Source organism: Actinomycetospora straminea (assembly GCF_028737255.1).
Taxonomy (GTDB): Bacteria; Actinomycetota; Actinomycetes; order Mycobacteriales; family Pseudonocardiaceae; genus Actinomycetospora; species Actinomycetospora straminea.
The window spans coordinates 36,615-51,192 of sequence record NZ_JAQZAN010000009.1; the positions used below are offsets into that span (position 1 = coordinate 36,615).

At 74.9% G+C, this 14,578-nt stretch carries 13 protein-coding genes; 8 read left to right on the plus strand and 5 right to left on the minus strand.

Features of this window, described 5'->3' with window-relative positions; genetic code table 11:
- Positions 1–43: 43 nt before the first annotated feature.
- Positions 44–208: a 50S ribosomal protein L33 gene (gene rpmG / locus PH190_RS13985; RefSeq protein WP_274203511.1), complete on the plus strand. Its 165-nt coding sequence runs from the start codon at positions 44–46 to the stop codon at positions 206–208.
- 16 nt (positions 209–224) lie between these two features.
- Here rpmG and PH190_RS13990 read toward each other — a convergent pair whose 3' ends face one another.
- Positions 225–509 (minus strand): hypothetical protein, encoded by a 285-nt coding sequence (locus PH190_RS13990; protein WP_274232134.1) that lies wholly within the window; start codon positions 507–509, stop codon positions 225–227.
- A 119-nt stretch (positions 510–628) separates the two neighbouring features.
- Between PH190_RS13990 and PH190_RS13995 the strand changes: the two genes are divergently transcribed.
- Complete coding sequence (locus PH190_RS13995; RefSeq protein WP_274232135.1) at positions 629–1,546, plus strand: helix-turn-helix domain-containing protein; 918 nt, start codon at positions 629–631, stop codon at positions 1,544–1,546.
- Positions 1,547–1,643: 97 nt separating this feature from the next.
- Complete coding sequence (locus tag PH190_RS14000) at positions 1,644–2,870, plus strand: acyl-CoA dehydrogenase family protein (RefSeq protein WP_274232136.1); 1,227 nt, start codon at positions 1,644–1,646, stop codon at positions 2,868–2,870.
- Here the strand turns inward: PH190_RS14000 and PH190_RS14005 are convergent.
- A complete protein-coding gene (locus PH190_RS14005) occupies positions 2,837–3,412 on the minus strand; it encodes a PadR family transcriptional regulator (protein WP_274232137.1) in 576 nt (191 codons plus the stop codon). The genes PH190_RS14000 and PH190_RS14005 overlap by 34 nt on opposite strands.
- A gap of 96 nt (positions 3,413–3,508) precedes the next feature.
- On the opposite strand from PH190_RS14005, the gene PH190_RS14010 reads away from it, so the two are divergent.
- From PH190_RS14010 to PH190_RS14030, 5 genes are read left to right on the plus strand one after another with little or no spacing between them, the layout of a single operon-like run.
- Positions 3,509–5,077, plus strand: a complete 1,569-nt coding sequence (locus PH190_RS14010; RefSeq protein ID WP_274232138.1) for a class I adenylate-forming enzyme family protein — start codon at positions 3,509–3,511, stop codon at positions 5,075–5,077.
- A complete protein-coding gene (locus tag PH190_RS14015; protein WP_274232139.1) occupies positions 5,074–7,455 on the plus strand; it encodes a xanthine dehydrogenase family protein molybdopterin-binding subunit in 2,382 nt (793 codons plus the stop codon). The genes PH190_RS14010 and PH190_RS14015 overlap by 4 nt, the downstream gene beginning before the upstream one ends.
- A 58-nt stretch (positions 7,456–7,513) precedes the next feature.
- Positions 7,514–8,293: an enoyl-CoA hydratase/isomerase family protein gene (locus PH190_RS14020; protein WP_274232140.1), complete on the plus strand. Its 780-nt coding sequence runs from the start codon at positions 7,514–7,516 to the stop codon at positions 8,291–8,293.
- Positions 8,294–8,300: 7 nt separating this feature from the next.
- Positions 8,301–9,134, plus strand: a complete 834-nt coding sequence (locus tag PH190_RS14025; protein ID WP_274232141.1) for an FAD binding domain-containing protein — start codon at positions 8,301–8,303, stop codon at positions 9,132–9,134.
- Positions 9,131–10,318, plus strand: coding sequence for a xanthine dehydrogenase family Fe-S subunit (locus tag PH190_RS14030; RefSeq protein ID WP_274232142.1), 1,188 nt, complete (start codon positions 9,131–9,133; stop codon positions 10,316–10,318). The genes PH190_RS14025 and PH190_RS14030 overlap by 4 nt, the downstream gene beginning before the upstream one ends.
- A 20-nt stretch (positions 10,319–10,338) precedes the next feature.
- Here PH190_RS14030 and PH190_RS14035 read toward each other — a convergent pair whose 3' ends face one another.
- From PH190_RS14035 to PH190_RS14045, 3 genes are read right to left on the minus strand one after another with little or no spacing between them, the layout of a single operon-like run.
- Complete coding sequence (locus tag PH190_RS14035) at positions 10,339–10,575, minus strand: hypothetical protein (RefSeq protein ID WP_274232143.1); 237 nt, start codon at positions 10,573–10,575, stop codon at positions 10,339–10,341.
- Positions 10,572–12,521 carry a hydantoinase B/oxoprolinase family protein gene (locus tag PH190_RS14040; RefSeq protein ID WP_274232144.1) on the minus strand — a complete coding sequence of 650 codons (1,950 nt, stop codon included), beginning with the start codon at positions 12,519–12,521 and terminating at the stop codon, positions 10,572–10,574. The genes PH190_RS14035 and PH190_RS14040 overlap by 4 nt, the downstream gene beginning before the upstream one ends.
- A complete protein-coding gene (locus tag PH190_RS14045; protein WP_274232145.1) occupies positions 12,518–14,554 on the minus strand; it encodes a hydantoinase/oxoprolinase family protein in 2,037 nt (678 codons plus the stop codon). The genes PH190_RS14040 and PH190_RS14045 overlap by 4 nt, the downstream gene beginning before the upstream one ends.
- Positions 14,555–14,578 lie beyond the last annotated feature (24 nt).

Sequence of the window (14,578 nt, forward strand, 5' to 3'; positions counted from 1 at the left end):
CGTTACCGTGAACGATAATCATGTTCAACAAGGAGGGGAAGCCGTGGCCCGCAACGACGTCCGACCGATCGTGAAGCTGCGCTCGACCGCCGGCACCGGGACGACCTACGTCACCCGCAAGAACCGGCGCAACGACCCCGACCGGCTCGTGCTGCGCAAGTACGACGCCCGCGTGGGGCGTCACGTCGACTTCCGCGAGGAGCGCTGAGGTTCGCCGAGGCCGGTCAGGCTCGGTCCGTCGGGGTGTCGGTGACCCGCAGCAGCAGCGCGATCAGCGTGTCGGCGTGCAGCCGCCCGCCGCTGCGGGGCGCCGCGCCCCGGCGCTCGTCGTCGGCGCGCAGCTCGTCGGCGACGCGCTCCAGAGCGCGGACGAGGGGGTCCGCGAGCTCGGGCGGCACCTCGCCGACGAGCTCCACCGAGCCGTCGTCGTGGCGTGTCGTGGAGAGGTGGGCGAGCGCGTCCCGCAGGACCGCGCGGGGCTCGCCGGCCACCAGGTCGTCATCGGTCACGGACGCCTCCGTCTCGGGTCGGACCCGGGCCACCATCCCCGATGCTCCCGCTCGTGCCCTTCGCTCGTGACACCCGGCGTCGTACCGTCCACCCCGAGGGCGGTGAGAGGCGGTGTGTCGTGGGGGTCTGGGACATCGCCGCACTGCCGACGCGGGAGCAGTTCGGCTACTGGCACGAGGTCATCTGTCAGGCCTTCGTACCCCTGACCCCGCACCGCACGCTCGACGAGGAGGGTTTCGCGGCGAAGGTCGAGACCCGGCGTCTCGCCGGGACGAACCGGGCCCGCCTCCGGTCGCGGCCACAGCGCACCGACCACGGCCCGCGTGAGGTGGCCCGGACCGACGGGGCGTACTACTTCGTCAACCTGCAGCTCGCCGGCCGCTGCATCACCACGGTGGCGGACCGCACCGCGGTCGTCCGCCCCGGCGAGTTCGTCGTGGTCGACACCGCCGAGCCCTACTTCTTCCACCTCGACCAGCCGTGGCAGATGCTCTCCTTCCGCGTGCCGCACGCCGATCTCGACGCGCCCCTGCGGGGACGACGCCCGGACCTGGGCCGGCCCGTCCCCGCGACCGGGGCCGGCGCCGCCGTCACCGCCCTCATGCGCGCGCTCTGGTCGGTGGACGCGACCACCCCCGGGACCGCCGAGCTCGCGGACTCCTTCGCCACCGCCGTCGCCGCCGCGACGGCGAACCCGGCCACCACCCCGGGGAGGCCGCCGGGCGTCACCCGCGCCGCGATCGTGGCCCACGTCGAGCGCCACCTCGGCGACCGCGACCTCACCGTGAACGGGGTGTGCCGACGCTTCGGCATCTCGCCCCGGACGTTGCACAACCTGTTCGCCGACGCCGACGCGTCGTTCGCCGCGACCGTCCGCACCCTGCGTCTCGAGCGGTGCGCCGCGCTGCTCGCCGACCCGGACACCACCGCCACCGTCACCGTCATCGCCGCCGCGCACGGCTTCGACGACCCGACGGCGTTCAGCCGCGCGTTCCGGCGCCACTTCGGGGTCTCGCCGCGGGAGATGCGCCCCTGACCCCGGGGTGCACGAACGGCACCGGACGCTGCACGGACGGCCGAGACGGACGCCCCGCACGACCCCAGGCTGGAGCCCCCGCACCCGAGGAGTCGTCATGGCGGTGTCGTTCCTGCTGACCCCCGAGCAAGAGCAGCTCAAGGCCGCGGCGCGCGGCTTCGCCGAGGAGCACCTCCGCGACCTCGCGGCGGCCGTGCGCGCCGAGCCCGACCCGCTGGCCCGGGCGGTGCTGGCGCGTCCGGTGTTCGAGAAGGCGGTCGGGCAGGGGTTCCTCAAGGGCCTGATCCCGGCCCCGGTGGGCGGGGCCGCGTCCAACGGGGTCGACGCGGCGATCTTCATCGAGGAGTGGGCGGTGCACAGCCCGGACTTCACGATCTCGATGGCCGGCCCGCTGATCGCGCTCGCACCCGTCTACGAGGCCGGCACGCCGGAGCAGGTCCGGCGCTTCGTCGCGCCGTTCCTCGCCGACGCCGGCGCACCGCTGGCGGCGATGGCGTACAGCGAGCCCGAGGGCAGCGCCAACTTCGACGCGCCCACCGGCACCCGCACGACCGCGACGCCCGACGGCGACCACTACGTGATCAACGGGCGCAAGGCGTGGGCGTCGCACCTGTCGGGGTGGGACGGCGACGGCCCCGACCTCATGACCATCGTCTGCCGGGCCCCGGGCGGCATCTCCCTGATCGTCGCCGAGCGCGAGCACCTCGCCGGCCACGTCGAGGTCGAGGAGCACTACGACCTCCCCGGCCTGCGCGGCTGCCTGACCTCCCGCGTCCGGCTGCACGACGTCCGGGTGCCGCGCGCCAACCTCCTCGGCGCGGAGGGACAGGGAGTCGGGCTGACCCGCAACGCCTTCCTGCCCAGCGGCGCCTCCATCGGCATCTTCGCCGTCGCCGCCATGCGCGGGGCCTTCGACGTCGCCCTGCGCTTCGCGACCACCGAGACCCGCGGCGGCCCGGTGCCGATCATCCAGCACCAGGCGGTGTCCGACGTCCTCGCCGACGCCAAGGGCCGGATCGAGGCCGTCCGCCTCCTGACCTGGCGGGCGCTCGACGCCGTCATGGCTCAGCACCCCGCGGCGCCGGAGCTCGCGCTGCACGCCAAGGTCCTCGGCTCCGAGACCGGCGTGGAGGTGGTGAACGAGCTGGTCAAGCTCGTCGGGGTCACCGCGTACGACGAGCGGTTCCCGATCGTCGAGTACCTCCACGAGGCGCTCGCCTACCCGGTGATCGAGGGCAGCAACATCGGCGTGCGACGTCGCCAGCTCCAGGACCTCTTCCGCACACCGGGTTACGACCCGCTGGCCGCGTCCGGGATGACCTGACGGACGGCGGAGGGGCCGACCTCCTCCAGCAGCGACGACCAGAACCGCAGCGCGGCGTGCTCCATCTCCAGGCCCAGCCGCAGCGTGATCATGCGCTTGGCGACGGCGTCGAGGTCGGCGTAGCGGGCCTGCATGTCCTCGTAGACGGCGATGCGCTCGCGGTGCGCGGCGACCTGCTCGCGCGCGAGGCGCACGACGTCCCGGGTCTCGCCGACCTCGTTGAAGAACAGCTTGAGCTCGGCGATGTCGCGCATCTGGAAGTGCTCGGGCGTCGGCTCCGCCAGCCACGCCCGCAGCTCGGCGAGACCGGCGTCGGTGAGCCGGAACGTCCGCCGGCGGCGGCCCTCGGCCTCCGTCTCGGCCTCGAGCAGCCCGAGCTCGACCAGCCGCTGCGGCTCGGAGTAGAGCTGCGCGTGCGGGAAGTGCCAGAAGTAGCCGATGGAGCGCCCGACCGCGCGCTTGAGGTCGTACGACGTCGACGGCCCGCGCAGGGCGATCGTCCCGAGGACGACGTACGAGGTCGGGGAGAGCCGGTCGGCCACGGTCGCGCAGCGTACCGAGCCTTGCCCCGTCGGCCTACGTCTCATACGGTCCGAAACAGACGGTATGCGCTGGAGCATGATCGGGAGGCGGGATCGGTGGACCTCGCGACGGTCTGGGCCTGGACGGTCGAGCGGTACCCGACGCGGCGCGCGGTCGGCGGACCACACCCGATGACCTTCGCCGAGTGGGACGCCCGCACCGCCCGCCTCGCCCACGCGCTGCTCGGCCTCGGCGTGCGCCGCGGCGACCGCGTCGCCCTCGTCCTCACCGGCGGCGAGCCGGCGGCGTCGCTGCACCTCGCGGCCCAGCGCCTCGGCGCCGTCGCCACCCCGCTCTCCCCGCGGTTCGGTGTCCCGGAGCTCGCCCACTGCCTCGCCGACGCCGCGCCGGCGCTCGTGATCAGCGAGCCCGCGACCGCGGAGAACACCGACGCCGCCCTGCGCGACGAGCGCATCCGCCCGGTCGCCCACCTCGACCTCGACGACGTCGGGCGCCGGGCCCGCGACCAGCCCGACACCCCGCCGTCGGACCCGCCGGGCCCCGACGACGTCAGCGTCATGCTCTACACGTCGGGCACCACCGGCCGGCCGAAGGGCGTCCCGCGGACCCACCGCGCCGAGCACGCCGCCGCCGTCGCCCACCTCGTGCAGACCGGCGGCCGCACCGGCGACGTCGCGCTCGGGGTGATGCCGCTGTTCCACACCATGGGCGTGCGGACGCTGCTCGCCTCGATCGTGGTGGGCGGCACCTGGGTGCCCCAGGCCCGGTTCGACGCCGCGGAGGCGGCCGAGCTGATCGCGCGCGAGCGGGTCACCTCGCTCTACCTCGTGCCGACGATGTACTGGTCGCTGCTGCGCGACGCCGACCCGGCGGGCCTGGCCGGGGTGCGGCGCCTCGCGTACGCGGGCGCGCCGATGGCGCCGGCGCTGGCGAAGCAGCTGGTCGAGGCCGTGGCGCCGGAGGCGTTCGTCAACCACTTCGGCTCGACCGAGATCTACACGTTCACCATCGGCCCGGACGTCGCGGCGAAGCCCGGGTGCGCGGGCCGCGCGGGGATGTTCAGCCGCGTCCGGCTCGTCGACCCCTCGCCCGGGGCGTCGCCCGACGCGGAGGTCGCTCCGGGCGACCAGGGCCAGGTCGTCGTGTCGATGGCGAGCCCCGAGGCGTTCCGCGGCTACTGGCTGCGCCCCGACGCGACCGCGAAAGCCGTCCGCGACGGCTGGTACTTCACCGGCGACCTCGCCGTGGCCGACGACGAGGGCGACCTGTGGGTGTCCGGCCGCGTCGACGACATGATCAACACGGGCGGCGAGAACGTCTACCCGGACGAGATCGAGGCCGCGCTGGTGTGCTGCCCCGAGGTCGCCGACGTCGTGGTCGTCGGGCTCCCGGACGAGCGGTGGGGCCAGGCGGTGACCGCGTTCGTCGTCCCGGGCCCGGACGTGACGCCCGAGGAGGCCGTCGCCGCGGCCGACGCCTGGGCCCGGCGGGTCCTGCCGTCGCTGCGCCGGCCGAAGCGCGTCATCGCCCTCGACGCCGTGCCCCGCTCGGCGGTGGGCAAGACGCTGCGCCGCGTGCTGGTCGGCGGCGACTACACCGCGCTCGCCGACACCGCGGCGGTGCCGCGCGAACGGGCCCTTCGCTCGGATCGGGGTTCGCCGTGACCTGGACGCCCGCGCGCGACGAGGACGCCGCCCTGGTCACCGGCGGCGGGCGGTTCGTCGACGACCTCGATCCCCTGCCCGGCACGCTCGTGGCCGCCGTGGTGCGCAGCCCGCACCCGCACGCCCGCGTCCGCGGGGTCGACCTCGCCGCCGCCCGCGCGCACCCCGGCGTCGCCGCGGTGATCGGGCCCGACGAGGTGCGCGCGGCCGTGCGCCCGTTCCCGCTCTCGACCACGACGCCGATGCCCTACCTGCCCAGCGGGGTCGACGCGGTGCGCTACGTCGGCGAGCCGGTGGCGGTCGTGGTCGCGCGCGACCGCTACGTCGCCGAGGACGCGTGCGAGCTGGTCGAGGTCGACTACGAGCCGCTCGACGTCGTGGTCGACACGCGGGCGGCGCTGCGCGACGGCGCGCCGCTGGTGCACCCGGAGGCGGGCACGAACGTCGCCACCGACCGCACGTTCTCGTTCGGCGACGTGGCCGGGGCGTTCGCGCGGGCCGCGCACGTCGTGCGCGGCGAGTACACGTTCCCGCGCTACTCGTCGGTGCCGATGGAGTGCTACGGGGTCGTCGCGCACTGGACCGACGGCGCCGACGGGCCCTCGGTGGAGTGCTGGGCGAACTTCCACGGCCCGTTCACGATGGTCCCGGTGGCGGCCGGCGCGCTGGGCGTCCCGATCTCACGGTTCCGGCTGCACGTGCCCGCGGACATCGGCGGCAGCTTCGGGATCAAGTCCGGCATCTACCCCTACGTCGTGCTGATGGCGCTCGCGTCGAAGCACGCCGGGCGGCCGGTGCGCTGGACCGAGGACCGTGTCGAGCACCTGCTGGCGAGCTCGTCGGGGGCGGGGCGGGTCATGTCCTTCGCGGCCGCGGTGTCGGGCGACGGGGCGGTGGAGGCACTGGACGTCGACCTCGTCGACGACGTCGGCGCCTACCTGCGCCCGCCCGAGCCGAGCACCCTGTACCGCTGCTTCGGCAACATCACCGGCGCCTACGACGTGCCCGCGGTGGCGATCCGCGCCCGCGCCGTCGTCACCCACCGCGCGCCGACCGGCCTCAACCGCGGCTTCGGCGGCCAGCAGCTCTACTTCGGCCTCGAGCGGCTGATGGACGCCGTCGCCGCGCGCACCGGGCTCGACGTGGCCGAGGTCCGGCGCCGCAACCTCGTGCGCGCCTTCCCCCACCGCACGCCGACCGGCGGGCTCTACGACTCCGGCGACTACGCCGCCGCGCTCGACCTGCTGCTGGCCAAGGGCGGGTACGACGAGCTGCGCGCGCGCCAGGAGGCCGCGCGCGCCGAGGGGGCGTTCTACGGGGTCGGGCTGGCGCTGGTCGTCGACCCGTCGGGGACCAACATCGGCTACGTCGGGCTCGCGACCCCGGCGTCGGAGCGCAAGCCGGGGCGGGACAAGTCGGGGTCGACCGAGATCGTCCGCGCGTCGGTGGACCTGCAGGGCGTGGTGACGGTGCTGCTCGGCTCGGTCCCGCAGGGCCAGGGGCACGCGACGGTCGCGCGCCGCGTGGCGGCGACCCGGTTGGGGCTGCCCGTCGAGCAGGTGCGCGTGGTCGTCGACATGGACACGGCGTCGACGCCGTGGACGGTGACGTCGGGCAGCTACTCGTCGCGCTTCGCCCCGCTGGTGACGAGCGCGGTGATCGCGGCCGTGGACCGGCTGGCGGAGACGGTGCGGGCGGGGGCGTCGGTGCTGCTCGGGGTCGCTCCCGACGGGCTGGAGCTGGCCGACGGGTCGGTGCGCGACCCGGCGTCCGGCGCGTCGTGCCTGTTCCGGCACGCGGCGGGGGTCGTGCACTGGGACCCGGGCGCGCTGCCCGCGGGCGCCCCGGCGCGGCTGGCGACCGAGGGCGAGTTCGTGCCGCCCGAGGCCGTCGCGGCGACCGCGGAGGACCGGATCAACTCGTCGCTCTGCTACGGCTTCGTCGCCGAGATGGTCGGGGTGCGCATCGACGCCGACACCCTGGAGGTGACCCTCGACCGGGTCGCGACCGTGCACGACGCCGGCACGGTCCTCGACCCGGTGCTGCTCGAGGGCCAGGTGCTCGGGGCGCTGGTGCACGGGCTGGGAGGGGCGGCGTACGAGGAGTTCCGCTACTCCCCCGCGGGCCAGCCGACGTCGGCGACGTTCCTCGACTACCTCTGCCCCACGAGCGCCGAGACCGCGTTCCCGCTGGTCTCCGACCACGTGTCCTCGCCGTCGCCGCTCACCCCGCTCGGCGCCAAGGGCTGCGGCGAGGGCAGCTCGATGAGCTTCCCGGTCGCCTACGCCAACGCCGTCGCCGACGCCCTTCACCCCGCCGGCATCCCGATCGACCACCTGCCCCTGCACGGCTCGGTGATCCACGACCTCCTCATGTGAGCGGAAATCCCGGCCATGGCCGGGATTTCCGCTCACGTACCGACGACGAAGGGTTCCCATGGCACTGACCGGTGGCGAGGTCCGGCTCGAGCGCTCGCACGACGGGCGCGTCGCGGACGTCACGCTGTCCCACGGGCGCTACACCGTGATCACGTGGGAGATGCGCGAGCTGATGGCCGAGCGCTTCGCCGAGATCGACCGCGATCCCGACGTGCAGGTGGTCGTCATCCGCTCCGACGGCGAGCACTTCTCCTCGGGCGGGGACATCGCCGGGTTCATGGAGGTCGACCCGATCGACTTCACCGACCTCGGCCACAACGTCACCGCGCCGGCCCGCAGCCCCAAGCCGGTGATCGTCGCCGTCGACGGCTACGCGTTCGGCGTCGGCCTCGAGCTGGTGCTGTCCTGCGACATCCGCCTCGCCACCGAGCGCAGCCGCTTCGCCCTGCCCGAGATGAACCTCGGCATGATCCCCGGCTCCGGCGGCACCCAGCGCCTGGCGCGGCTGATCGGGATCTCGCGGGCCAAGCACCACGTCATGACCGCCCGGCGCATGACCGGGCAGGAGGCCGCCGACTGGGGCGTCGTCGCCGAGCTGCACCCCGATCGCGCGGCGCTGGACGAGGCGACCGAGGCGCTGGTCACCAAGATGCTCGGCTTCTCGCCCCTCGCCCTGCGCGCGGCGAAGGAGGTGCTCGACCGGGGCGTCGACGCGCCGCTCTACTCCGGTATCGAGCTCGAGCGGAAGGCCTACGCCATGCTGCGCGCGAGCCACGACTTCGCCGAGGGCGTCGCCGCGTTCGGCGAGAAGCGCACGCCGACGTTCACGGGCCGGTGACCCGGCGATGAAGGCCGCACCGTTCGCCTACTGCCGCCCCGACACCGTCGACGAGGCCGTGGACGTGCTCGCCGGCGGGGACGCCAAGGTGCTCGCGGGCGGGCAGTCGCTGGTCCCGGTGCTGGCGATGCGCCTCGGGCGCCCGGGCACGCTGGTGGACATCACGCGACTGCCGGGGCTGGACTCCCTGGTGATCGAGGACGGGCAGCTGCACGTGGGCGCCGCGGTGCGCCAGCGGACGGTGGAGCGCTCCGACGTCGCCCGCGCGGTCCCCCTGATCGGACGCGCGATGCCGTTCGTCGGGCACCGCGAGCTGCGCAGCCGCGGGACGGTGTGCGGCAGCCTCGCGCACGCCGACCCCGCCGCCGAGCTGCCCGCCGTGGCCGCGTGCCTCGGGGCGTCGGTGACGGTCCGCGGCGCGCGCGGCGAGCGGGTCGTCCCGGCGCGCGAGTTCGTCACCGGGGCCATGACGACGGCGGTGGGCGCCGACGAGCTGGTGACCGGGGTCCGGTTCCCGGTCGCGCGGGCCGGCGAGGGCTTCGGGTTCGCCGAGATCGCCCGCCGGCACGGGGACTACGCCCTCGCCGGGGTGGCGGTGCGGGTCCGGGGCGACGAGGCCGTGCTGGCGGCGTTCGGGGTGTCCGACCGGCCCGTGGTCCGCGAGCTGACGCTCGACCCCGACCCGACCGAGGCCGGCCTGCGCCCGGCGACCGACGCGCTCGCCGCCGAGGTCGTCGACACCGACGGGGACGCGCACGGCTCGCGCGGCTACCGCGCCCGCCTGCTCGGCGTGCTCGCCGCGCGGGAGATCGTCCGAGCGCACCGGGAGGCGCAGGCATGAGGGTCGAGGCCGAGGCCACCGCCGACGTGGCCCTCACCGTCAACGGGCGGGCGGTCACGGTCACCGTCGCCCCGCGCACCACGCTCTCCGACGTCCTGCGCGACCACCTCGGGCTCACCGGCACCCACGTCGGCTGCGAGCACGGCGTCTGCGGGATGTGCACGGTCCTCCTCGACGGCGAGGCGGTGCGCGCGTGCCTGCTCTTCGCCGTGCAGTGCGAGGGCGCCGCGCTCACCACCGTCGAGGGGCTCGGGACCGCCGCCGACCAGCACCCGCTGCAGCAGGCGTTCTCCCACCACCACGGGCTGCAGTGCGGGTTCTGCACCCCGGGGATGCTGATGAGCGCCTACGACCTGCTCGCCGGCGGCACCTACGACCCGGCGACCCTGCCCGAGGACATGTCCGGCGTGCTGTGCCGCTGCACCGGCTACCGCGGGATCCTCGCGGCCGTCGACGACGTCGCGCGCACCCACCCCGACGGCGTCCCCCCGCCCCGCGCCGCCGCGCCCCCCGCGCTCGTCGGGCGCTCGGGGGGTGCCAGCGTGGCGTCCACGCTGGCGTCAGACGTCAGGAAATCCCCCACCTCGCCCGCCGAGATCACGGTGCCGTCCGGCCCGCCGACGGTGACGGTCGAGGTGCGCAGTGCCCTGTCGTCGTCGGTGGACGACGTGTGGGCGGTGGTGTCGGACCCCGAGCGGCTCGTCGCCTGCCTGCCCGGCGCGGCGATGACCGAGGACCTCGGCGACGACCGCTACCGGGGGCGCGCGGTCGTCGCGCTCGGGCCGGTGTCGCTGCGCTTCGAGGGGCTCGCCCACGTCGTCGAGCGCGACCCCGCCACGCACCGCCTGCGCCTGCTCGCGCAGGGCGCGGACCGGGGCGGGTCGTCGACGCAGGCCGTCATCCGGCTCGCCGCGGAACCCGGGGACGGGGGCGGCACGGTGCTGTGGGCCGACGCCGACGTGCACCTGAGCGGCCGCGTGGCCCAGTTCGGCCGCGCCCTGGCCGGTGACGTGTCGCGGCGGCTGTTCGAGCAGTTCGCGGCCGCCGTCGACGAGGCCGCGCGCACCGGCGAGGCGCCGACGACGAGGACCAGCCCGCTGCGCCTCGCCCTGGCGGCTGTCCAGGCCGGTGTCCGGCGGTTACTGGCTCGTATCGCTCGTCGGGCGAGGGATACGAGCCAGTAACCGCCGACCCGCAGGCGACATCATCGCCGGAGGTGGACGCTGTAGGGCACGTAGCTGAAGCCGAACGGCGTCGGGCTGGCCTCGCGGCGCAGCACGTGCAGGCAGTCGGCGCAGCGGGCGACGAGGCACCACCCGGTCACCTCGAGCAGCGGGTAGCCCTGCACCGCCGTGCTGCCGCACGCCGGGCACGTCTCGTCGAGGTCGGTGCGGACGACGGCGCGCTCCGGCTCCGCCGGCCGGCCGAACAACATCGTCACGAGCGCAACACCGCCGTCGCCTCCCGGTCCACCGCCAGCTCGTCGGGGCCCTCGTCGACGTCGCCGGAGATCACCACGCCGTAGTCGGCCCGGGCGCCCTCGAGGGTCACGAAGCCGTCGCGCACGTCGCGCAGGACGGCCTCCGGATCGCGGGTCCACGCCGGCCCCCAGCCCCCGGCCCCCGGGGTGCGCACGCGCAGGAGCGTGCCCGGGGCGGCGGCGATGTCGGCGTTCCCCGCGTGCCACCGTCCCTCGTGCGGCGCCGCGGCCGTCCCGGAGTCCGCGAAGTACCCGCCCAGCGGCCGCACGTCCTCGTCGGCCGCGCCCAGCCAGCGCTCGGCGGCGGGTCCCCCGTCCGGCTCCCCGATCCAGGCCCCGCCGGGGCGGCCCGGGCCTCCGCCGTCGGCGCCCCACGGCAGGATCCGCAGGTGCAGGAGCATCGGGTACACGTCGGCGTCCCCGACCAGCATCCGGTCGTAGACGACGCCCGCTCCGCCCCGGTGCGCGCCCGGCCCGGCGGTGTCGGCGACGAACTCCTTGCGTAGGACGACGATGGGATGGTCCTCCTCGATCGACTCGATCGACATGTCCATGAGGTTCTGCTGGCTCATCGACACGAAGTTCTCGCCGTCGCCCTCCGGCGACCCCCCGAAGCCCCCGAGCGCCAGCATCGGCGCGACGAACAGCTTGCGCCCCGACCCCGCGCCGTCCTCCAGCACGACCGGGATCGACTGGGTCGCCGCGGCGAGGCGTTCGGCGACGCCGTCGCCGCCGTGGCGCCGTGGCCCGGCCGGCGGGGCCGCGGTGCTGCCCGTCATCAACAGCCCCATGTTGGACCCGTAGTGCCCGCCGAAGCCCGACTCGGGCGGGGCCCCGGAGATGATCGCCTTGGTGACGGCGTTGAACACCGCCTCGGCCGCGTCGAAGTACATGGTGGTCGCGGCCGGCGGCCGCGCGGTGATGAACGTGCCCTCGGGCGCGACCACGGTGATGCACCGGAACGCCCCGGCGTTGTTCGGGTTGTGCGGGTCGCAGAGGAACTTCAGCGCGGTGTAGACGCCGTTCGCGGCGTCGAACACCGAGCAGTTGACCGACGACGCCGCCTCCCGGGTCGTGCCCGAGAAGTCGACCTCGATCTCGTCGCCGCGCTTGCGGACGGTCGCGCGCACGACGTACGGCTCGTCGTGGAACGCGTCGGCGTCGATGCCGTCCTCGCCGACGAAGTCACCGTCGGGCAGCGCCCGGAGGCCCTCGCGCATCGAGCGGTCGGCGTAGTCGAGCGTGTAGGCCATGGCGTCGTGCACGGTGTCGACGCCGTGGGTCTCGGCCAGCGCGAGCAGGCGCTCCTCGGCGAACGTGCAGGCGCTGTGCATGGCCTGCAGGTCGGCGATCATGTTGTCGGGCAGCCGGGAGTTGTCGAAGTACAGGTTGAAGCCCGGCGTCCACGGCCGGTCGTCCTTGTAGACGGGCACGCCGGCGATGACGACGCCCTCCTCGAACAGCGAGCGCTTGCGCGTCGAGTAGCCGCCCGCGGTGACCCCGCCCATGTCCATCAGGTGAGCCTTGACGGCCACGCCGCCGATCAGCCGGTCGCCGACGAAGACGGGCTTGTAGAACCCGTTGTCGTAGACGTGGTTGCCGCCCTTGAACGGGTTGTTGATCGCGAGCAGGTCCCCGGGGCGCAGGTTCTCGACGCCGTACTCCCAGAGCAGGTTGCGCACCATGAACGGCATCACGCCCGAGAAGTGCGCGAGGCTCTCGTTCATCGCCACGACGTCGTGCGCGAGGCCGCGCTCGAGGTCCTCGGGCCCGATCAGGGTGACGCAGAAGTCGAACGCGTCGCGGATGATCGGCGAGAAGCTCGACCGCAGGATGATCCGGCCCGCCTGGCGCACGGTCGCGAAGAAGGCGCTGCGGATGATCTCGAGGGCGACCTGGTCGCTCATGCCCGCTCCCACTCGATGGTCAGGTGACCGGTCGCCTCCACCGTGAGCACGTCGCCCGCCTCCAGCACCGTCGTCGCCGTCGGCTGGACGACCAGCGCCGGGCCCTCGACCCGCGCGTCCACCGCCAGCCCGTCGCGCGCCACCACCGGGACGTCGCGCCACCGCCCGTCGAGGTGCACGCGCGCGTGGTCGGGCGCACCGCCCCCGGCGACCGGCGGTGGCGCCGGGGCGTCGGGCGTCCCGAGCGCGACGGTGGCGGTGACGCGGGCCATCGTCGCCTTCACGTCCGCGCGCGGGACGGCGTAGCCCCAGGTGCGGCGGTGGGTGGCGTCGAAGTTGGTGCGCAGCTCGTCGATCGCGGCGTCGTCGAGGGGCCGCTCGGGCACCGGGACGCCGTTGGTCTCCCAGGTCTGGCCCTGGTAGCGGCCGTCGAGCCAGCGGGTGTGGGTGACCGCCTCCCGGCCCAGCGTCCGTTCGGCCTCGTCGCGCAGGCGCGTGTAGGCCGCCTCCAGCTCGTCGGGCGCGAGCGCGCCCAGGGCCCGCACGACGGGTTCGCCGACGTCCAGGCGCAGGTCGGCGAGCGCCAGCCCGTAGGCGCTGAGCTCCCCGGGCTGCGGCGGGATGATCACCGACGCGCTGCCCAGCGCCCGGCCGATGCGCGCGCCGAACACCGGGCCCGCCGACCCGTAGACGTAGAGCCCGAACCGGCGCGGGTCGATGCCGTTGTAGACCGACACCTCGCGGGCCGCCTCGACCATCGCGGCGGTCGCGATGTCAAGGACGGCCCGGGCGGCGGCCTCGGTGGTCAGGCCCGTGGCCGTCGCGATCGGGGTGAACGCCGCGCGCGCCGCGGCGGTGTCGAAGGTCGAGGACCCGCCCATGAAGCGAGCCGGGTCGAGGATGCCCAGGACCGCCAGCGCATCGGTCACCGTGGGCTCGGTGCCGCCACGCCCGTAGCAGGCCGGGCCGGGGACCGCGCCCGCGCTGCGCGGCCCCACCCGCAGCGCCCCCCGCCGGTCCACCCAGGCGAGCGAGCCGCCGCCCGCGCCGATCGAGTGCACGGCCATCGCCGGCAACGCGATGATCACGTCGTGCTCGATCTCGAGCTCGGTGGTGACGACCGGCTCCCCGCCGACCACGACCGCGCAGTCCGCGCTGGTCCCGCCGATGTCCAGGGTGATGAGGTCCGGCGCCCCGAGGCGCCGCCCGCCCCGCTGGGCACCGGTGACGCCACCCGTGGGCCCGGACTGCAGCGTGTACGCCGGGCGGTCGCGAGCGGTGCCTACCGGGAGCACCCCGCCGTTGGACTGCATCACCATGAGCGGCCCCCTGTAGCCGGCGTCGGCGAGGCGCCGCTCGGCCCGGTCGAGGTAGCGCTGCACCGGCGGCCCGACGTAGGTGTTGACCACCGCCGTCGAGAAGCGCGGGTACTCCTTGAAGCACGGGTGCACGCCGGTGGACGTCCAGATCGGCACGTCCGCCAGCTCGGCGGCGATCGAGGCCGCGCGCCGCTCGTGCTTGTCGTCCGCGTAGGCGTTGAGGAAGCAGACGAGGATCGCCTCGACGCCGCGGCCGACGAGGAACCGGACCTCCCGGGCCAGCCCCTCCTCGTCGAGGGGGACGACCTCGCGCCCGGTGCGGTCGACCCGCCCGGCCACCGTGCGGCGCAGCCAGCGCGGGCAGAAAGGCTCGCGGGCGTCGCCGAACGCCCGCTGCCAGCGCGGGTTGAACTGGTCGCCGCTGGGCCGCTGCCCCCGGCCCATGGCGAGGACGTCGCGGAACCCCTCTGTGGTGATCACGCCGATCGTCGCGCCGGTGCGCGTGAGCACGGCGTTGAGCCCGACGGTGCACCCGTGCAGGACCAGCGAGATCTCCGCCATCGGGATGCCGAGCGCGTGGATCCCGGCGAGGAACCCCTCGGACTGGTCGTGGGGGGTGGTGGGCACCTTGCAGGTCGTCACGGCGCCGGTGTCCTCGTCGACCGCGACGCCGTCCGTGAACGTGCCGCCGATGTCGATCCCGACCCGGTACACCAGGGCGACCCCCTCGTCGACGCG